The following is a 20,800-nucleotide window of genomic DNA, read 5'->3' as shown; positions in this document are numbered from 1 at the left end:
GCGAGCGATGCTTGATGTAGCGAGCGGGCTTGCCCCGCGTTGGGCTGCGAAGCAGCCCCATTACATTCGCTGTAGTTCTCCAGACGAACTGCGGTTGCAGGTTTTAGGGCCGCTGCGCAGCCCAACGCGGGGCAAGCCCGCTCGCCACAACAGCCCGCTCGCCATAGGAATTCTCAGGGTTTAGGAATCAGCAGTTCACGCGTCCCATCCGTGCGCTCGATCACCTCACCCGGCAATTTCAAGCGCTGGTCGTCGAGGTAGCGGTAGTCCTTGCGAGCCGCCACCAGTTGGTCAAGGTCCAGCTCGACGGTAAATTGCCCTTCATCGCGCCCGGCTTCGAACAGCAAGCTGCCAAACGGGTCGACCAGGGCACTGCCGCCGGCGAACAACAGGCCGCCATCGCCTTCTTCCACCCGATTGACCATCAGTGCAAACGCCTGGTTTTCCTGGGCGCGCGCCATGATCGCGGTGCGGTGCGTGGGACCGTAAGGGTCCATGTTGCCGTTGGTGACAATCAGCAGTTCGGCGCCCAGTTGCGCGTTGGCGCGGGCGGTTTCCGGGAACTCGATGTCGTAGCAGATCAACAGGCCGACACGCACACCGTTCCACAAGCAAGTGGCATAGCGGTCACCGGGCGTGAACACGCCGCGATCCGAGGCCCACAGGTGGGTCTTGCGATACCGCAGGGCAATGCCTTCGGGGGTGATCAGCAACGTGGTGTTATAGAATTGGCCGGCGTCGCTCTCGGCCATGCCGATCACCACGGCGATATTGCCTGCGCGAGCCGCCTCGATAACGGCCTGCACGGTCGGGCCATCCACCGGCTCGGCGATGTCGGCGACGGTCTCGGCTGACGGGAAGCCCATCAGGTGGGTTTCCGGAAATACGATCAGTTGCGTGTCGGCGGCGCAGGCAGCAATTGCCGCCAAGGCGCGCTCAAGGTTGTAAGCTGTGCCGTTATCACGACCTGCCAACTGGGCAAATTCGACCTTCATGGGAAGTCCTGTTGTTTTATCTGTGGCGCAGTATGCGCAGCCGCACCCGTCGGGGAAATCACGCCGCCGGGGTAACCCTATGGGGGTAGACGAATGACAGTCTCGCTACAAGACATCGCCTGGCACCGTTCGGTGGGGCAAATGATAGACGCCCTCGACCAGGCCAACTTCTGGACCCAGCTCGTGCGCTTGCTGGACAACTACGTGCCGTTCGACAGCTGGGTGGTATTGCTGTTCAGCAGCGCGCACCGCCCGCTGGTGTTCGCCGAATGCCCGGGCGTCGACGGCACGCCGGACCAGTTGTTCCAGGACTACCTCAACGGCCTGTACCTGCTCGACCCCTTCTATATCGCCAGCCGCGAACACTCACGCACCGGCCTGTTTCGCCTGGCCGAAGTCGCGCCGGAGCACTTTGAACTCACCGAGTACTACCAGCGCTACTTCCGCCTGAACGTGGTGGCCGATGAAATCCAATTTAATTGCCAGTTGGCGGATGGGCGTACCCTGTGCCTGTCCCTGGGCTCGAAACAGCGGTTTGACCCGCAGCAGATCGCTCTGCTGTCGCTGATCCAGCCTTGGGTCTTGAGTTTGCTGCGCCAGCGACTGCCCTATGAACTCAATCAGGTCAGCGCCCCGCAGCCGCCGGTGCAAACGGATGACTGGGGCGCGCAACTCACCGCCCGTGAGCTGGATGTGGGCCGCTTGATGCTCAGCGGTTGCTCCAGCAAGGAAATCGCTCGTAAGCTGGGAATCTCTGTTGAAACCGTGAAAGTCCATAAGAAACACATGTACAGCAAGCTAGGGATCAAATCCCAGTCGGAGCTGTTCTCGATCTTTCTACAGGCGCAAAACGCCTAGCCGATGAGTGAACCCAAGGAAAACCGTATGAGCCTGTCGTTACTAAGCCGTTACGCCTTCTTTGCCGTGTGCGTCATTTTTACCCTCGCCAGCCTCCCCTTTATCGAACATGAATGGCTGTGGCCAATCACCGTGGTCACCGGCGTGCTCAGCTTGATCGGTCTGTTCGACCTGCTGCAAAGCCCCCACGCGGTGCGCCGCAACTACCCGATCCTGGGCAACATCCGTTACCTGGTGGAGGCCATCCGCCCGGAAATCCGCCAGTACCTGCTCGAATCCGACAGCGACGCGCTGCCCTTCTCACGCGCGCAACGCTCACTGGTTTACTCGCGCGCCAAGAACGAAACCGCCGACAAACCCTTCGGCACCCTGATCGACGTGTATCAATCGGGCTTCGAATTCATCGGCCACTCCATGCGCCCTGCGCCGTTGAGTGACCCGAGCGCGTTTCGCGTGATGGTCGGCGGCCCGCAGTGCAAGCAGCCGTACTCGGCGTCGGTGTTCAATATCTCGGCCATGAGCTTCGGCTCGTTGAGCGCCAACGCCATTCGCGCGTTGAACCAGGGCGCCAAGCTCGGCAACTTTGCCCACGACACCGGCGAAGGCAGCATCAGCCCTTACCACCGCGAAAACGGCGGCGACCTGACCTGGGAACTGGGCAGTGGCTACTTCGGCTGCCGCACCAGCGACGGCCGCTTCGACCCGGAACGCTTCGCCGCGCAGGCGCAGAACCCGCAAGTCCGCATGATCGAAATCAAGATGAGCCAGGGCGCAAAACCCGGCCATGGCGGGATCCTGCCCAAGCACAAGGTCACCAAGGAAATTGCCGAGACGCGCGGCATCATGATGGGCGAAGACTGCATCTCGCCGTCGCGCCACAGCGCGTTTTCCACGCCGATTGAAATGATGCAGTTCATCGCCCAACTGCGCGAACTGTCCGGCGGCAAACCGGTGGGCTTCAAGTTTTGCCTGGGCCACCCGTGGGAGTTCATGGGCATCGCCAAGGCCATGCTCGAAACCGGCATCCTCCCGGACTTTATCGTGGTCGACGGCAAGGAAGGCGGCACCGGCGCCGCGCCGGTGGAGTTCACCGACCATATCGGTGTGCCGCTGCGTGAAGGTCTGCTGTTTGTGCACAACACGCTGGTGGGCCTCAATCTGCGCGACAAGATCAAGCTCGGCGCCAGCGGCAAGATCGTCAGCGCGTTCGATATCGCCAGCGTCCTGGCCATTGGCGCCGACTGGGCCAACTCCGCACGCGGCTTCATGTTTGCCATCGGCTGCATCCAGTCGCAGAGCTGCCACACCAACAAATGCCCGACCGGCGTCGCCACCCAGGACCCGCTGCGCCAACGTGCGCTGGTGGTCCCGGACAAAGCCCAGCGCGTGTTCAACTTCCACCGCAACACCCTCAAGGCCCTGGCGGAAATGCTCGCCGCAGCCGGTCTGGATCATCCCTCGCAGCTGTCGGCCAAGCACCTGGTGCGACGCATGTCGGCGACTGAAATCAAACTGTTCTCGCAACTGCATGTGTTCCTCAAGCCCGGTGAACTGCTCACCGGTGAAGTGAACGGCGAGTTCTATTCGCGCATGTGGCAGATGGCACGCGCGGACAGTTTTGAGCCGAATGAGCTGGTAGCCGCGTAACCCGATGAAAACTATTCACTGCTGAACCGGACCACCGACGGCATCGTTGAAACCAGGAGATTCACATGCCGTTACTCGACTTCGCCGCCCTCGCCGGGCAACTGCCTGACAGCTGGAAATCCACGCGCCTGGGCCAGGTAGGCCCGGCGCGGATCAAGGTGTTGCGCATGGATGAGCAGGCCTACGAGGCAGAAACCTACGCTTACAACGAAGGCCTGCTGGTGATCAACGGTCTGCTGCGCTTGAGCATCGGTGACGAGGAAATCCGCGTGGAAGCCGGCCAGATGTACCTCGTCCAAGCCGGTATCGCCCACGCGGTCCTTGCCGGTAGCCAAGGCACGTTGGTGATCATTGATGTCTAGAGACATTCAGTAATACCCAGCCTTTGCAATTGCTTATAAATACCGCCAACCTGCGCCCGCCCGACGTGCGGCGTGCGACAACGTTGCCGTGCACCTGTCATTACTAAACTATTTGTTCAAGAGCCCGCTGCCATGCTGAACGGACGCGACCCGCGCATCGATTTTTTTCGGGGCCTGGCGTTGATCTTCATTTTCTGGGATCACGTCCCCCACAATCCCCTCGGCCAGATCACCCTGCGCAATATCGGGTTCAGCGACGCGGCTGAAGTCTTCGTGTTCCTTGCCGGCTACGCCTCGGTGCTGGCGTACGGCAAGGTCCTGCAGCGCGAAGGCTACTGGATGGCCTGCTTGAAGATCCTGCGGCGCACGTGGGTGCTGTACGTGGTGCACATCTTCCTGCTGGCAATGCTGATGGGCATTGTGTTCTTCGCCAACAGCCATGTCGAAACCCGCGACCTGGTCGAAGAGATGGGCCTGACGCATTTTGTCACCCATCCTCAGCAAGCGCTGGTGGACGAATTGCTGTTGCGCTTCAAGCCGAACCTGATGGACCCGCTGCCCCTGTATATCGTGCTGTTGGCGGGCTTGCCGCTGGTACTGCCACTGCTGCTGCGCAAGACCTGGGCGGTGGTCGCGGTGTCGATGGCGGTGTACCTGCTGGCGCCGCACCTGGGCTGGAACCTGGCCGCCATTGCTGACGGCGTGTGGTACTTCAACCCGGTCACCTGGCAGTTTCTGTTTGTGCTGGGTGGCGCGGCGGCCATTCACGGGCAACAACCCCGCGCACAGGATAATCGGCCATTGCTGCGCCAGCCGTTGTTCGTCACGGCGGCGGTCTACGCGCTGGCGGCGGGTGTGCTCACCCTCGCCTGGCGCTGGCCTGAGGTGCACGACGCATTGATGCCAGCGGCCCTGAGCGAACTGCTCTACCCGATCAGCAAGACCGACTTGTCACCGGTGCGACTGTTGCACTTCCTGGCGCTGGCCTACGTCACCGCCAAACTTTTGCCTGGGCGTGCCTGGACACAAAATTGGCTGGCCCGGCAGACCTGCCGGATGGGGCGTTATTCGTTGGAAGTATTCTGCCTGGGCGTCTTACTGGCGCCGTTGGCGGACATGCTCAACGCCCTGGCTGGCGATGCCTTGACCATGCAAATCGTCACCGCACTGGTCGGCGCCGCCCTGATGGCCGCGCTGGGCGCCTGGCTGGAATTCAACCAACGCCTGAGCCAATCGCCTCGCGTGGCCACCGCCTGAAAAACAAAAAGCCCCGATCCCGGGGCTTTTTGTTGTGCGCCTGAAGGTCAGGCTTGAGCACGCGCCGCAGCCTGGGTGGGCTGCAACTTGAACACGTAGAACAGCACTGTCAGCAGCACCAGGAACACCGGGCCGACATACAGCGCGACACGCGTGTCCGGGAAGTACGCCATCAGCCCTACCACCAGCACCAGGAACGCCAGCGCCAGGTACGAACTGACCGGGTACAGCCACATGCGGTACTTGAGGCCGGCTGCCTCGGCCGGGCTCAGGCTTTTACGGAACTTGAGCTGAGCCAGCAGAATCATCAGCCAGGTCCAGATCGCGCCGAAGGTGGCGATGGACGTCACCCAGACGAAGACTTTCTCGGGGACCATGTAGTTGAGCAACACGCCCAGCAGCAGCACGAAAATCGACAGCAGCAGCGCCTTGCGCGGCACGCCATTGCTTGAGGTGGTGCCGAAGGCGGCCGGGGCCTGACCGTTCTGCGCCAGGCTGTAGAGCATGCGGCCGGTGCTGAAGATGCCGCCGTTGCAGGAGGACAACGCCGCCGTGATCACCACAAAGTTGATGATGCCGGCGGCGGTCTTGATGCCCAGTCGCTCGAAGGTCATCACGAACGGGCTGCCCTGAGTGCCGATTTCATTCCATGGGTAGATCGACAGAATCACGAACAGCGCGCCCACGTAGAACAGCAGGATGCGCCAGAACACCGAGCCGATGGCGCTCGGGATAGTCTTCTGCGGGTTCTTCGCTTCACCGGCGGTAAGGCCGATCATTTCCACGCCCAGGTACGCGAACATCACCATTTGCAAGGACATCAACACACCGGTCACGCCATTGGGCATGAAGCCGCCGTGGGCCCACAGGTTGGAAATCCCCAGTGCCACGCCGTCGTTGCCAAAGCCGAACGCGATGATGCCGACGCCACCGATCACCATGGCAATGATCGTGACGATCTTGATCAGCGCGAACCAGAACTCGAACTCACCGAATGCCTTGACCGCAATCAGGTTGATCGTGCCCATGCTGACCAGCGCCGCCAGCGCCCAGATCCAGCGCGGCACATCGGGAAACCAGACACCCATGTAGACGGCAACGGCGGTGATTTCTGCCACGCAGGTCACCAGCCACAGGAACCAGTAATTCCAGCCGGTAAGAAAGCCCGCCAGCGGGCCGAGGTAATCCTGGGCGTAACGGCTGAACGAACCGGCGACGGGGTTATGCACCGCCATTTCGCCGAGCGCGCGCATGATCACCAGGATCGCCAGGCCGCCAATGATGTAGGAGAGCATGATCGCCGGGCCGGCCATTTCGATGGCCTTGGCGGAACCCAGGAACAGGCCCACACCGATACAGGCGCCGAGGGCCATCAGGCGAATATGCCGTTCGCCCAGTTCACGTTTCAGCGGGCCGCCCTGAGCGGTCTCGCCATGGGGCAGGTGATTGCCAACTGGCATAGGGGTACAACCTCGTCTTGTTATTGGATATGAACCACCGAGCGTTGCGCACGCCAAGCCGGTAAGCCGGGGGCGCACTTCAACCAGGCCTGTTTCGTGGACAGGCACGTCCGGCAGCGCACAGCCTGCGGGATCGGCGGGGGTGCAGTATAAAAAGCCGACACTAGGGTCTTTCACTCTAAAAATGACTAAATTCAGCGATAAGTCTGGGTAAATAAGCCTTTTACAAGGAAGCATTACCTGCCTTTACGCATTTATCAGGTCATCGCGAGGGCAGCGAGTATTGCACAGTGATGGTGCAGCGTCATGCCTGGGCCGACGCCCTCCGCCCGTCAACGAAGGCTCTGGCCCAAGGCTTCGAGCTCGGCCACAGGTAAATCGGAACTGTCACGATCCCCCTGCCAACGGCACTCCCTCAGGATGAGGGAACAGCCTCCATGCACAGGGAAAATCAATGGACACGCCTACCGAACGACTCGAGCAGGGCCGCACCCGACGCCAGGAGGGTGATCAGCACATGGTCACTGCCCTGATCAATCATTTGAATGGCACCAGCGCCGCGCCGCTGCTGATACCGCCCCATTCTTCGCCAGGTTGCTGGCTGCAACTCTGGCGCCAGGCCATTAACCGCCCGCGCTTCATCGCCTGGGCCCGGCAACGGAACATCGACCTCGCCAGCCTGACCCTGGCCAATGGCAGCCTGACAGACCAGACCCAAAAAACCTGGACCCTGTGGGACGACGCGCAAGGGTGCGCCCTGGCCCTTCCCCTCCTGACCATCGCCGACATCCTGGACCCAGCGGCCAGCGGCCTGCCGTACGGGCCGATGACTGCTGGCGAGAACACGCTGCAATTGCCCGCCAGCCAAGTGCTGCGGTTCTACGGTTACCCTCAGCCGCAGACCCGGGGCCAGCGAATGATCGTCATCCAGGCCCTCGATCAACTCAACCCTTTCGCCAGCGCCAGTCCAACGCTGGCGCGTGATTTCGAACGGCTGAACCAAGACCTGCTGCAGTTGGCCGACAGCCTGGAGGCTGCCGCGAGCGAAGCGGGTTTCAACCCGCAAACCGCTCACCGCAACAGGCTGACCCTCGACTCCGGCTCTTTTGCAGCCAACGCCCAACAAGCCGGCGCAGCGCTGCTGGGTTACATCACCCGTCATCAAGACTTCCTGGCGCTGGAGCCGGTTCACGGCCTGCAGCCCGGCCACTACACATTCGATCCCGACACCCGCCAGCTCACCGGCCAGCGCGCAGATGGCGCACAGGTGGCACTCGGCATCGAATGGCTGTTGCCGCTGCCATTGGCAGGCCGTCTCGAACAACTGGTCAATGTGGCGCAACAGCTCGGCACCTCTATTCACCAAAGCGGCCAGTTCAGCGTGGCGCAGTTGCTGCAGTGCCACGACCTGGCGGTGCCCGCCACGCCAGACGCGGCCAGGGCGCTGAGTCTGCGCTTGCGCGCGTCGCAGCCCCTGCACGTGCCGCCCGTCTGCGACTTCGCCGAGGCCGATATTGCGCTCATGCAGCAACTGCACTGGCAGCGTCTGGACCATGACCGTGACCATGCCGCGACGGCTTTGCGCACGCTGCTCGAGGGCAAAGCCGCTGACGCCGTGATTGCCACGCACTCGACGTTGCTGCAGGCCTGGGCCGGCGACGCTCATTTGCATCCGGCGCTCGCACCTGCGCCGCGCACCGAGGCGCGCAGCCTCGCCCAGCATCTACAAGGCCAGGGTCTGGCCGTTCCGCGTACCGCCGGCGACGCCCTGGGTACGCTGCAATTCCTCGAAATGACCCTGCCGCGCAGCACTCAACACGCTGACTACCGACAAGGTTTGCCGTTAACGCCCGACCAGCGTGAGACCGTGCGAACGCGGGTCAACGCTTGGCTGCCGCGCACGAGCAGCAGGCTGTTGGAGTATCTGGCGGGGCCGTTGTTGGCCGGGCTGTCCCGAACTGCGATTCGCACCCAGGCCGACCGGTTGCTCAAGCTCATGCTCAGGCGCCCTCCTGCCCGGCAACTGGGCCGACGGTTGCTGGAGGCACTGGGCGGGTACGGCCAGCATCCACACGAACACACCAACAGCGCCAGCCTTGAAAACCTGGTGCTGGCCGCGCTGATGATCGAGCTTGATCCGCTGCCGGATGAACAGCGTTACGTCGTCGCGGGGTTCAACCTCGCCCAAAGCAGCCAATGGGGCCGTTCCCACGCGGCCCTGCGTGAAGACCTGGAACTGCACCTGATACGCAGCGGCGTCGTCTCGGCTGAGGCCACGCCGCTGGCGGCCCACCTGCTGCTCGCAGGGGCAGCACCGGAGTTTCTGGTGCGGGAACTGCCGGACACGTTGCGCTTCATGACCTCCACCCAGTGGCTGGTGTTCAGCCAAGGCGTGGCGATGGCGCAGAGGATCGCGCCCGGCTCACCGCAGCAACTGAGCTACAACGATGTCATCGCCTTGGCGTCACGGGAGGACACCTCGCCCGAGCAGCAACAATGGCGCGAATACACCGCAACCCAAGGCCTGCTCGATTGGGCTGTCGCCCAGGGTGAACTGACGCAACAGGCCGACGGACGCTACCCGATCGGCGCGATCAACGCGGCGAAAGCCCGACTGCAGGCGCGCCTGGAGGCACTGAAAAGCGCCTTCATGACGTTCGCCAGCGACCCTCCGACGCGCCGGTCGGTGGCGTTCGATGACCTGCGAAACGTCTTCCCGGGCCACCCCCGTATCAACACGCCCGACCTGCGCTGGGCGTTGGCGTCGCGCTTGCAGCTGAACCTCGGCCTGGCGTCCAGCGGCCCGCCGCGTTGGCACAACGTGCCTTACCTCAGCCAGCACTCCCTCGTGGACTTGCACAGCCAGGGCTGGCTGCAGCCTTTTTCGCGCCACTGGGCGTCGGTTCACCCACACTTGGACCTGAACCTGATGCGCAGCGCGTTCAGCCGCATGGGGCATGTGAATACGCTGTTCGAGGCCGCCTTCGACGCCCACATTGACCGCCTTAAACAGGCGTACGCCACCACCCTTCAGGACCTGCTGGCACAATTACCGCTGGCCGAGCGTGCTTGGTTGCCCATCGGCAAGCTGCAATTGCTGGTGCTGAGCAAAGAGGCCACCAAGGCCGAAACCCTGGAAACCCGCGAGGAAAAAAGAGCCCGCGTCGGGCGCTTCGGCATCATCCTGCGCTGCACCCTGCCCCACGCCACCCACGATTACGAGTTGTTCCCACTGCTCAACCGCCTGCATAAACGCAGCGGCCCTGCCCTGGTGTTTGACCTGGGCGGCAAGCCCCTGTCGGTTACCACCGGCCGACCAGGCTCGGTTCAACCCGTCAGTGTCTTGCACACCGGCAATCCACTGGCCATCGACTGGCAAGCCTACGAAACCGGCAGCGCGCCGCGGCCGAACGTGTTCTCCACGGTGGTCGTCGAGCAGCTATGGCAGCAGGGCCCTACACCCGCCGAAACCGCCACCCCGCGGTTCGGTTCGGCGATCCTGCGCAGCATCACCCAGGCCATCGTCGAGCGGCATTTTTTCCTCGACGTCGAAGCTGCGCGACAACAGGCGCGCGGCGCGTCCGCCGAAGAGGGCTTCGAACACCACCACGACGCGTTGACGCAACGCCTCAAAATCCTGGTGCCGTTGTGGTCGTGCGGCCAGGACATCGCCTCGGGCGACCCCCACCGCATGACGTATGGCAGCTACCAGTGCCTGCTCGACCTGTTCGGCCTGCTGATGCCCGCCCGCGCCTACTCGTCGGCCGGCCTGGCGGTACTGAAAAGCACCGCACCGCTGCCAATAAAACTGCTGCAACTGGGCAAATTGAGCACGAACCTGCTGCAGACAACCCTCAACCCCCTCGACCTTACTCCCACACTCGCCAGGTTGGCCCGTAATGGCCTGATCGCTCTGGGCAAGGCCGCGTGGCACACCCTGAGGGAAGCCATCGAGCAAGCACAACGCTGGACCGCCAACACGCCGTTGCGCGAGTACGTGCGCTGGCTGTCCAGGGCCGACATCGGCATCGGTGCCGTACTGGGCGGGAGCGACTTTTCGCGCATTGTCGCGATAATGCGCGAAAGGCAGTGGTACGCCTTCGACCCTTTCAGCGCGCGACCCTATGGGCCACCGCTGCCCAACTTTCGCCTGGACAGCGCCCTGAGCGTGGCACCGGTGCACTGCGTCAACGGTTACCAGGCGCGCGTCACCGAGCGGCTGTTTGACACCCCGCCATTGCTCATTCCTCGCGCCACCGCCACGGATTTACTGGTTGACGGCAAGGTCATGCGCCTTGAACACAGTGCACCGACCCACTTGGACGACCTGGCATCGCCTGCTCATTTTCGCGTCGAACACCATTTCGACACCCGCTGCACGCCCACCCGAAGCAAACGCAACGCGCCCCCATTCATTTGCTTCACCAAAAGGCTCTCTGCGTTTAACCACTCCATTCATCAACGTCGCGTGCAAGCGCTGGAGCATATCCGGATCATTCCCGCGCCCAGTCAGGGCGGTGCGAAGCAGCGACTGGTGTATCACCACACCGTTTACGAAGTCAGCCGTGACGAAATTGCCTTTGAGCTGACCCAGGTCCCGGCACCGCCCCTGATCTATCGCCGTCGCACGCTGGGCGCGCTTGTCGACGAACCGCAATTCGGGCTGCCCGACGACCAACTGGACAACCTGCTGGGCCATGAAACCCGGGTGGTGGAACTGCAAGGTATCGCCGAAGGCATTGATGACACGCGCGTCATGCGGGCCATGGTGTTCGAACTCTCCCGGCCTGGGCCGATCCCGGGCCCACGCTGGGTTGTCGAGGCCGACACCGGTGTGTTCTTTGAAGTTATCCAGACCGCCAACCCGCCTGAACTGGTCTTCGATTACCTGGACTTCAGCCAGGGCGGCGAAGCCGCGCGGCTGATCCACGCTTTCTGCGATTACAAGCGCGATTACCTGGACATTGCCGAACTCATGCCCACGCAACCGCTGGTGGCACTGCCGACGCTGGAGGTGCTGTACCGGCAACTGGCAGCCCGCGGTTTTTCTGACGGCACCCTGGCAAGGCTGCGCCATACCGCCAGTACCCTGACCCCCCTCAAACAACGGGAATTATTGCTGAACGCGTCCAGCCAGGGACAGCGTCTGGATGTGCATGTCGCCGCCAAACCCTTGCAGCTGGACATATGGCCGCCACGCCCGGTGGTAGCCGGCGGCCCCAGCGCCGCGCAGATCAACGAGTACCTCGCGCAGAAGGCCCACGCCAGCACGCTGGCGTTGGTCGAAAGAACCGGAGTCGGCGCCGCCAACCTCGTTACCGATGCCGTTGACGACCTGGCGCGGTTGCGGATCGCAGCGCCTGTGGTGCTGTGGCAATACACCCTGGTCGGGCAGCCCGACTACACCGAGATCATCCTCAAGACCGGGGCCGGCAATTGCGACCAGATGGCCCATGTCGCCCATGAACTGATCCGCACCAACGGCGGCGTCTCGCAGATATGGGGCTCACGTCCGCCTACCCATGCCTTTGTGGTGGTCGGCAAAACGCCGTCAAGCCTGGTCGAGACCCAGGACTTCACGGAGGACGACTGGCAGGGCCTGTGGATCTGCGACCCCTGGGCCAGGATTGCCTGCCCGGCAAACCAGTACCTGAACGCGTTCAACGAACGGGTGCGTGACTGGTCCGGCCAGCACATGTCGGTGTACTACAAGGGCCAATGGGAGCGAATCGAAAACTCCAACTGGCTGGCGGACTGGAAACGCGGCCTGAAACTTTCATGGCGCTAGGCCGCCCGCACACAAAATCTTCACGGCGCATCACCAGCGACTAAGCTTGAACCAAGTCCGATCAATCTGCGTGAATGGATCAATCGACTATGGGCGCTTTATGGCAGACCGATTCGAAACCCGCTGTGGTCCAGACCGACAGTGCGGATCCACCGCCATTGCCACAAAGCCCCCGCTCTCGACGCCTGTGGTGGCGGCTGATGGGGCTGGTGCTGGTGCTTGCGTTGGTGGCCCTGGGGTGGGCCGCCAGTCGGGAAATACGCACCTCGCGCCTGCAGGCTGAACACCTGAGCCCTTTTGCCGCATCACTGAGCTACCGGGTGGAACCTGGCGCGAGTGATGCGATGGTGTATCCCGGCGAGGGTCCTTTTGACCGGCGCCTGGGCTACAGCGCGCTGAATGAGTTCTTGCCACGCCTGCTCAAACGCAACTACGTGATCCAGGCACAGTCGCGGTTTTCCCCGGCGCTGATGAGCTACGCCGAGCACGGCCTGTTCGTGCCCTACGCCGAAAAGGTCCAGGCCGGCCTGACCATCACCGACTGCCGCGCGGCGCCGCTGTACGCTTTCAGTTACCCACAGCAACTCTATGCCAGCTTTGCCGCCATTCCACCGCTGGTGGTGCAGAGCCTGTTGTTTATTGAAGACCGCGACCTGCTGGACCCCAAGCGTCCGATGGCCAACCCGGCGGTGGACTGGCCGCGCTTTGCCAAGGCCGCCTGGTCGCAGGTGGCCAAACTGCTGCATCTGCCAGGGCAAACCGCCGGCGGCAGCACCCTGGCCACCCAGCTTGAAAAATATCGCCATTCGCCCGACGGCCTGACGCTGTCCGGTGGCGAAAAAATCCGCCAGATGATGTCTGCCAGCGTCCGCGCCTACCAACCGGGGCCGCAGACCCTGGACAGCCGGCAGAACATCGTGCGCGACTACCTCAATAGCGTGCCGCTGTCGGCGGTGCCGGGCCATGGTGAGGTGCACGGCATGGCTGAAGGTCTACGCGTGTGGTACGGCGCCGACTTCAACCAGAGCAATGCGCTGTTGAGTGGTAACGCGTCCAAGGACCTTCCAGCAAAAGGCCTGGCGCTGCGCGAAGTGCTGTCGCTGATGATTGCCCAGCGCCGCCCTTCGCATTATCTGACCAAGGGCCGCGATGAGCTGGCGCAATTGACCGACAGCCATATCCGCCTGCTGGCACAGAACAACGTGATCGATCCGGCGCTGGCCAAGGCCGCCCTCGCCAGCCATGTCACTTACCGCGACTGGCAGCAACAACCGACGCTCCAGCCGGTGGAAACCAACAAGGCGATCAACGTTGCACGCAGTCGCCTTGCCAGCCTGCTCAACCGTCCGCTGTATGACCTCGATCGCCTCGACCTGTCGGCCACGAGCACGCTGCAATACGACCTGCAAACCCAGGCCACCGACTATCTCAAGCACCTGGCCGACCCCGCTTTCGCAGGGCAAATGGGCCTGCTCGGCCCGCGCTTGCTCACCCCGCAAAGCACGCCGCAAGTGCGCTACAGCTTCACCCTGTTCGAACTGACGCCCGACGGCGCACGGGTGCGGGTGCAAACCGACAACACCGACCAACCCTTCGATATCAACGAAGGCAGCAAGCTGGAACTGGGCTCCACCGCCAAGCTGCGCGTGCTGACCACCTACCTGCAAATCATCACCGAGCTGCATGATCGCTACCGCGCGCAAACACCAGCCGAGTTGAAAAAAGTCGAGGTCCCCGAACAGGACCCACTGTCACGCTGGGCGCTGGACTACCTGATCCAGAACCCGGACCGCGACCTGTCGAAGATGCTTGACGCGGCCCTCAACCGCACCTATTCGGCCAGCCCCGGCGAAGCGTTTTTCACCGGCGGCGGCTTGCATCACTTCCACAATTTTCGCAATGAAGACAATGGCCGCAGCCCGACCCTGCGCGATGCGCTGCGCGAGTCGATCAACCTGCCGTTCATTCGCCTGATGCGCGACCTGGTGCGCTACACCACCTACTCCGGCGAAGACAACAGCGCGCGCTTGCTCAAAGATGACAACGATCCGCGCCGTCAGGAATACCTGGCCAAGTTCGCCGACCACGAAGGCACCGCGTTCCTGCTCAAGTTCTGGAAAAAGTACCGCAACAAAGACACGCAGACGCGCCTCGACACCTTTATGGATGGCCTGCACCCCACCGCGATTCGCCTGGCTGCCGTGCACCGCTACTTGCTGCCGCAGGCCAGCCAGGAGAGCTTCAACCGTTTTGTGCGCTCCCATCTGAAGAACCCCAAGACCCCCGAAAAGCTTACGGACGAGCGTCTCGAAAAGCTCTACCAAAGCTACGGCCCCGGCGCCTACGACCTGCCTGACCAAGGCTACATTGCCAAGGTGCACCCGCTCGACCTGTGGCTGCTGGGCTATCTGCTCAACCACCCCGACGCGACCTTCGGCGAGATCGTCAAGGCCAGCGAATTCGAACGCCAGGAAGTCTACAGCTGGCTGTTCAAGAGCCGGCACCAGAGCGCGCGCGACAGCCGCATCCGCACCATGCTGGAGATCGAAGCGTTCCTGGAAATCCATCAGCGCTGGCAGGCTGTCGGCTACCCGTTCGACCACCTGGTACCGTCGCTGGCGACCGCCATCGGCAGCTCCGGCGACCGCCCCGCCGCCCTCGCCGAACTGATGGGGATCATCCTCAACGATGGCGTGCGCATTCCGGTGCTGCGCATCGACAGCCTGCATTTTGCCGCCGGCACGCCGTATGAAACGCTCGTGATCAACGACCCCAACCGCGGCAAGCGCGTGATGCCCAGCGAAGTCGCCACGGCGCTGCGCGGTGCACTGTCGCAGGTGGTGGATGCGGGCACGGCGAAACGCGTGGCCGGCAGTTTCAAACTGGCCGATGGCGCGCCGCTGGCCATGGGCGGCAAGACCGGCACCGGCGACAACCGCATCGAAGCCATGGGCGCGGGTGGGCGCATCCTCAGCTCCAAATCGATCAACCGCACCGCAACGTTTGTGTTCTACATCGGCGAGCATCACTTCGGCACGCTGACCGCCTTCGTCCCTGGGGCCTCGGCCGAGCATTTCACCTTCACGTCGGCTTTGCCCGTGCAAGTGCTCAAAGGCATGGCGCCGATCCTGACGCCGTACCTGCAGCCGGGCACGCAGACGCTGTGCGTGGCGCGCTGAATCCAGGGTGTCAGTTATGTATTTTTCACCCTCGAATTGTTGACCGTTACGCGCCTTAAAACCCGCGTAAGCCACTATTTTTAAAGCTTATTTTAGCCTCGACGCGTGAATAGACTCAGGGAGTCTCCACTCTCTGTTCAGGTTCACACCATGCCTACCGATTCCTGCGCCCTGCCGTTCCAGGGCCGTCATTTCGAGTTGATCCAGAACGCATTGCCCGCTTGGGTAAAGGGCACCACAGCGGCGCGAATTGGCGCGCTCAAACGCCAGGGTCTTCCATCTGCTGCGCCTTACCCCGATACCTCGCCGGCGCAGCACGTGTCACTCAAGCGCGCCGTGGCTGACCATTGGCACGCCCAGGCGCCGCTGGACAAACGCCTCGGCCCGCTCAACGACTTGCGCGCCTTTGCCGAGCCGCTGCTCAAGCAAGCGCTGTTCACGCACTACGGCGAAGTCGATGTGCGCAACACCTGGCTGCGGGTGTACGTAGACGCCTCCAATGCCTGGTGGGTGATTGACGTCAGCCGAGGCGTACAGAGCAAAACCCTGTCGTTGCTGGACATGGCCCTGCATAACTTCGCCGCCGGCGACACCTTCGTCGACCACGCCTTCCTGGGCCCGGAAGACGCCCGTGGGCAGCGCGACAGCCTGTCGATACGGGGCCGGCCCGGTGGGCCGCTACTCACGGCGCAGCGCTTCAAGGCCGTGTGTCGATCCCTGGACATCGGCGGCCTTTACCAGGTCCGCCTTCAAGCCGCGCTGGGGTTCGATCAGCCGGCGCTGGCCCGCACCGTGCGCGACGAAGTGGTCAGCCAGCTCAAGGCGGATTTGCGCAGCAGTGCCCATCTGGGCCTGCACAGCGGTCACCTGGCAAACGACGCCCATCACGCGTTGCTGAGGTTCATCGCCACGCCGCTCGGCCTGTCACTCGATGGCCACACCTTGAAGTGTCATACCCTGAGCCTGGCAGGCTGCCAACTGAGCGGGATTGTGCTGTTCGCCACGCCTGCAGAGCAGGGCTCCGCCCGTGGACGGCTGATTGCCTGGGTGCCCCAGGACCCCGAGCATCCGCTCAAGCAGTACCCTTCGCCGATTGCCTTCGTCGAAGAGCTGACGCGTCAATTGCACAGCGGCCCGGCGTATCAGGCGTTTTTCAGTCAATTTGTGGCGCACGCCGAGCGCGGCGTGTTTTTCTCGCGGTTGCAGTCGCGTGCACACCTGCCATTGCGCCTGTTGGACATTGACCGGGATTACCCCAACCGCGCCGCCGACCCGGCGCGAGACGACCCGTGGAACTACCTGCACCGGGTCAAGCTCAACAAGATCGTCAACGACGCCCGGGAGCTGGCGGTATCCACGGCCTACGTCGACCGGCTGGCCCGCTGGGCCTGGTGGGACAACCTCGAGCAGATACTCTCGGACATCCTCAATGCGGCCTTGCTGGTGGTCACTCCTTTTGTGCCGGTGGTGGGCCAATTGATGCTGGCCTACAGCGCCTATCAGCTGTGCGACGACGTGTTCGAAGGCCTCCTCGATTGGGCCCAGGGCAATGCACAGGAGGCTGGCGAGCATGTGTTGGGAGTGGCTGAAAACCTGATTCAGCTCGCCTTGTTTGCCGGTGCGGGAAAAATCGGCGAGGTCGCGCGCCTCAAACTGTCGGCGTTCGTCGAAGGCCTGCACCCGGTGCAACAGGCTGACGGCACGCTCAAACTGTGGAACCCGGACCTTGCACCCTACGCCCAATCCAGCACCCAGGGGCCCACGGACAACACCCTGTTGCCGCTGGAGGACCGGCATTATCACGTGCGCCACGATGCCAGGGCCGACGAGCACCGCGTGGTGCACCCGACGCGTGAACAGGCGTATCAGCCCTGGGTGAGGTTCAATGCCGACGGCGCGTTTTTGCACGAGGGCGAACAGCCGCAACGCTGGGACAGCCAGACCCTGATGCGCCGAATTGGCCCGCGCGTACAAGACTTCAGCGACCAGCAACTGGCCGACTTGCGCATCGCCAGCGGCACCGATGAGGACGTGCTGCGCGCGATGCACCTCTACAACCAGCCGCTGCCGCCGCTGTTGGCCGCCAGCCTTGGCCGCCTTGAAGCCCAGCGCTATCCCGAAGCCATCAGCCGTAAGGTTCGTACAGGCGCGCCGCTGCCAAACGGGCCGTCATCGGATTGGTTCCCACAGCTCATCACCGAGTTGCCCGGCTGGCCACAGGACCACGCCCTGAAGGTGTGCCTCAATGATGATCTGTCCGGACCGGCGCTCACCTTCGGCAACGTCAACGCGACCCAGGCCAGGACGCTGACCTTGAGCCTGTCTCAGACGCTGTCCGGGACCCTGCCTGAACAGGTACTGGCTTTTCTCGACGACGCCGCGCTACGCAACATGCTCAACGGCGATGTCCCCAAGGACCTTCGGCTCACCACCCTGCGCGATCAATTGGCCGACCGGGTTCTCAGCAACGCCCCCGAGATTGCCGACAAGGTCTACAAGACCCGGGAAATCACCGACAAGCCCAGCCTTGCAACCCTGCGCAAGCCGTTCGAGTACCTGGACTCCAACGCCGCCATTGCCCTGCTCGGCAGCGCCACCGGCGAAGAACGCCAGGCGCTCGCCCAACGACAACTGCCGCTGCGCCTGCATAACCAGGCGCGTGAATTGGGGTTTGCCAACCAATCGGTGCTGGCCTTTCAGGGGTTTGACTGGCCTTCGCCGCTGCCGACCCCGACCGAGAGACTGGTGCTCAACACCTTGAAGGTTCACAGCGACACATTTGCTCGGTTGCGCATCGAAATCCGCGAACAGGCGGTAACCGGTCGCGTGCTGTGTGAGGCCGGGCCGGCGACAGCCGAGACCACACGCGTGCTGATTCGCAAGGCGCGCGGTTATGCGGTACTCGACCCGACGACTTCACGGCCGTCAGCGCTCATCGACCTTTACGAGGCGATCCTGCAAGCCCTGCCCGCTGACCGGCGCGACGCATTGGGTATGCAAACGGGCGAAGGTGCAACGCTCAAGCAATGGCTCAAACAGCGCGTGGCGTCCATGGCCGAGCGCCGCAAAGTCCTCGCGCAACCGCCCGTGCCGATGGTCCAGGGCCGCGAAACCAGCCGCCTGCTGGGTGGGCCGGCGGCCAGCCGCTGCTCCGCGTCACCCGCGCGAACCCACACCGAGCACGCCCGGCAAACCCTGCAACTGTTGTTCCCAGGCTTGAGCGAAGCGCGCATGAACCGATTTCTGCAGGAGATTCCCCAGGCACAACTGCGCACTACCCTGAACACGCTGGTGGTGGAAAAACAGCAACTGCATGTGGACCTGATGAACTGGCAGAACTCCGTCATCCTCGGCATCACCGACGCCGCCGATAATCACGAAGTACGGGTGTCCAGAAAGCACCTGGCCCATCTGATCATGCGCTGCTGGGGTGACCGGTTTGCTGAATACACGGACGGCCGCGGCGCTGTCCAGCAAGGCGCCGCACTCAACTTCAAGGGCTTGCGCCTGCCGCCCAGGCTCCCCACGCTGAGCGCCAGTTTCGAGCACGTGACATTTCTGGACGCCAGCCAGTGCGGCTTCGGCGAGCGCCACAGTGACTTCCTCAAGCACTTCCCTTCCTTGCGTGGCCTCAACCTGGCTGACAATCGCCTCACGCAGGTGCCTCAGGCGCTGGAACAGATGCGTTTTCTCAAGGCGTTAAAACTGGCAGGCAACAGACTTGCACTGACGACGGAGGACGTGGCGCGGTTAAAAAAACTGCGGCGCCTGAAGAGCCTCGACTTGAGCAACAACCCGTTGACGCTGGCGCCCGACATCAGCCATATGCCCGGGTTGCGCCTGCTTTACCTGAGCGGCACGCACCTGGCTACCTGGCCCGAAGGGTTGTTCGCACACCCGCGCAATGACGCCTTTGTACTCGACCTGCGCGGCACCCGGATCAACCGCCTGCCCGAGGTCGCAGCCGGTTCCGCGCAGGGCAGAGTGGTGGCCCGCGCACGCCTGGATCGGCGCACCCTGAGGGACGAGCAACGCCTGCGCTATGAAGATTTGCGCGTGGCCGCAGGCCTTGATCCCAACCGCACGTATGAGCCGCTTGGGCACAACGCGTTCTGGATGCAGGGCCTGCAAGGCGCCGACCTTCAGGACGCTCAAGCCCTGTGGCAAGCGGTGGAGCAGGAACAGGGTTCCCAGGGCTTTTTTGAAGTCATTGAAGCGCTGGAGATCGAGGGCATTTTTGAAACTGACGCCGACCGCCAACGCTACACCGTCAACCGCCCACTGCTGACCCAGCAGGTATGGCGCTTGCTGTGGGCGGCCTATGACGATACCGAGCTGCGTGAGCGCCTGTTCAAGATGGCCAGTTTTCCCGGCCTGTGCCCGGATGCCGGGGCGCAGATTTTCAATGAAATGGGGATCGAGGTCATGGTCAGCGAGATCCGCCGAGATACCGCAACCGCCGCCGAGCTGGAAAGCTGCCTCGTCACGCTGGCCAAAGGCAGCGCCCACCTCAAACAACTGGCGAAGGCCGTGGGCCAGGAAATCGCCCGACGCCTGCGCCCGGTGGCCGAGGGCGGGCTTGGGCAGCGGTTCAGATCGCAAGTGCGCGACGGGGTGCCCGGCGAGGTTGATGAGGTGGACATTCACCTGGCCTACCAAACCGCCCTCGCCAGCCGTCTTGACCTGCCCTGGCTGAATGATCACATGCTTTACCGGGTCAACGCGGCGGTCAGCGCCGTCCAGATCGAGCAAGCCTACAGCGCGGTGCTGGCGCTGGATGAAGGCGACGGACTGGTCAACCAGATGCTGCTCGAACCCTGGTGGGAACAGCACCTGCGTGACACTTACGACAGCCAGTACCGTGACAACGAGCGTGAGTACGGCGAGCGCTTCCTGGCGCTGGATGATCTGCAAACAGCGCAGGCGCAATGGGCCAATGCCCAGGCGTTGCCGGAGCCCGAACGCGAGCGCCTGCGCGCATCGCTCAAGCACTTGGCCGAGGCGGTGCAGGTGCCCGAAAGCGTGGTGTTCACCGACGACCCCTTGGACGACGCGCACTACAACCGCCTGCTCAACGACCTGGGCTACAACGAACAGGAATGGATGCGCCGTCTGACGCGCCGGGCGCTCAACGAGGCGACGGGGCGCCGCAACCGTTCCCGATGAGAAAGGTGGCGGCGGCGCGAAGAGGTTTTTCTCGCCACCGCCCCAGCGCTTGAAACGGGTCGGTGGCTCGATAAAACCAGCAAGCGAA

9 protein-coding genes are annotated in these 20,800 nt (G+C 63.1%); 7 read left to right on the top strand and 2 right to left on the bottom strand.

Annotated elements, in window-relative coordinates; translation table 11 throughout:
- Positions 1-173: 173 nt before the first annotated feature.
- Positions 174-995, bottom strand: a complete 822-nt coding sequence (locus AACV02_RS07115) for a carbon-nitrogen hydrolase family protein (RefSeq protein ID WP_119738586.1) — start codon at positions 993-995, stop codon at positions 174-176.
- 93 nt (positions 996-1,088) lie between these two features.
- Between AACV02_RS07115 and AACV02_RS07110 the strand changes: the two genes are divergently transcribed.
- From AACV02_RS07110 to AACV02_RS07095, 4 genes are all read left to right on the top strand, one after another.
- Positions 1,089-1,853: a helix-turn-helix transcriptional regulator gene (locus AACV02_RS07110; protein ID WP_119738584.1), complete on the top strand. Its 765-nt coding sequence runs from the start codon at positions 1,089-1,091 to the stop codon at positions 1,851-1,853.
- Positions 1,854-1,880: 27 nt separating this feature from the next.
- Positions 1,881-3,500 (top strand): FMN-binding glutamate synthase family protein, encoded by a 1,620-nt coding sequence (locus AACV02_RS07105; RefSeq protein WP_106579430.1) that lies wholly within the window; start codon positions 1,881-1,883, stop codon positions 3,498-3,500.
- A gap of 65 nt (positions 3,501-3,565) precedes the next feature.
- Positions 3,566-3,862 (top strand): cupin domain-containing protein, encoded by a 297-nt coding sequence (locus tag AACV02_RS07100; RefSeq protein WP_119738582.1) that lies wholly within the window; start codon positions 3,566-3,568, stop codon positions 3,860-3,862.
- A 132-nt stretch (positions 3,863-3,994) separates the two neighbouring features.
- Positions 3,995-5,119 (top strand): OpgC family protein, encoded by a 1,125-nt coding sequence (locus AACV02_RS07095; protein WP_106579432.1) that lies wholly within the window; start codon positions 3,995-3,997, stop codon positions 5,117-5,119.
- 47 nt (positions 5,120-5,166) lie between these two features.
- Here AACV02_RS07095 and AACV02_RS07090 read toward each other — a convergent pair whose 3' ends face one another.
- Positions 5,167-6,579, bottom strand: coding sequence for an amino acid permease (locus tag AACV02_RS07090; protein WP_106579433.1), 1,413 nt, complete (start codon positions 6,577-6,579; stop codon positions 5,167-5,169).
- A gap of 454 nt (positions 6,580-7,033) precedes the next feature.
- On the opposite strand from AACV02_RS07090, the gene AACV02_RS07085 reads away from it, so the two are divergent.
- The 3 genes from AACV02_RS07085 to AACV02_RS07075 all read left to right on the top strand — a co-directional run bounded on the left by AACV02_RS07085 (position 7,034) and on the right by AACV02_RS07075 (position 20,712).
- The gene (locus tag AACV02_RS07085) at positions 7,034-12,367 is read left to right on the top strand and encodes a hypothetical protein (RefSeq protein ID WP_119738580.1); all 5,334 of its coding nucleotides are present in this window, start codon (positions 7,034-7,036) and stop codon (positions 12,365-12,367) included.
- Between the two features lie 89 nt (positions 12,368-12,456).
- Positions 12,457-15,546: a transglycosylase domain-containing protein gene (locus AACV02_RS07080; protein ID WP_119738578.1), complete on the top strand. Its 3,090-nt coding sequence runs from the start codon at positions 12,457-12,459 to the stop codon at positions 15,544-15,546.
- A gap of 150 nt (positions 15,547-15,696) precedes the next feature.
- A complete protein-coding gene (locus tag AACV02_RS07075; RefSeq protein ID WP_119738576.1) occupies positions 15,697-20,712 on the top strand; it encodes a dermonecrotic toxin domain-containing protein in 5,016 nt (1,671 codons plus the stop codon).
- Positions 20,713-20,800: the final 88 nt, after the last annotated feature.

Source organism: Pseudomonas sp. Larv2_ips, assembly GCF_963879675.1.
In the GTDB taxonomy this organism is placed as follows: domain Bacteria; phylum Pseudomonadota; class Gammaproteobacteria; order Pseudomonadales; family Pseudomonadaceae; genus Aquipseudomonas.
Note: the sequence above shows the minus strand (reverse complement) of the source record. Positions and strands in the feature narration are given on the sequence as shown.

Coding starts and splice junctions, on each gene's coding strand:
- AACV02_RS07110 (WP_119738584.1), top strand. CDS start 1,089: ATGACAGTCTCGCTACAAGACATCGCCTGGCACCGTTCGGTGGGGCAA.
- AACV02_RS07115 (WP_119738586.1), bottom strand. CDS start 995: ATGAAGGTCGAATTTGCCCAGTTGGCAGGTCGTGATAACGGCACAGCT.
- AACV02_RS07085 (WP_119738580.1), top strand. CDS start 7,034: ATGGACACGCCTACCGAACGACTCGAGCAGGGCCGCACCCGACGCCAG.
- AACV02_RS07090 (WP_106579433.1), bottom strand. CDS start 6,579: ATGCCAGTTGGCAATCACCTGCCCCATGGCGAGACCGCTCAGGGCGGC.
- AACV02_RS07100 (WP_119738582.1), top strand. CDS start 3,566: ATGCCGTTACTCGACTTCGCCGCCCTCGCCGGGCAACTGCCTGACAGC.
- AACV02_RS07080 (WP_119738578.1), top strand. CDS start 12,457: ATGGGCGCTTTATGGCAGACCGATTCGAAACCCGCTGTGGTCCAGACC.
- AACV02_RS07075 (WP_119738576.1), top strand. CDS start 15,697: ATGCCTACCGATTCCTGCGCCCTGCCGTTCCAGGGCCGTCATTTCGAG.
- AACV02_RS07095 (WP_106579432.1), top strand. CDS start 3,995: ATGCTGAACGGACGCGACCCGCGCATCGATTTTTTTCGGGGCCTGGCG.
- AACV02_RS07105 (WP_106579430.1), top strand. CDS start 1,881: ATGAGCCTGTCGTTACTAAGCCGTTACGCCTTCTTTGCCGTGTGCGTC.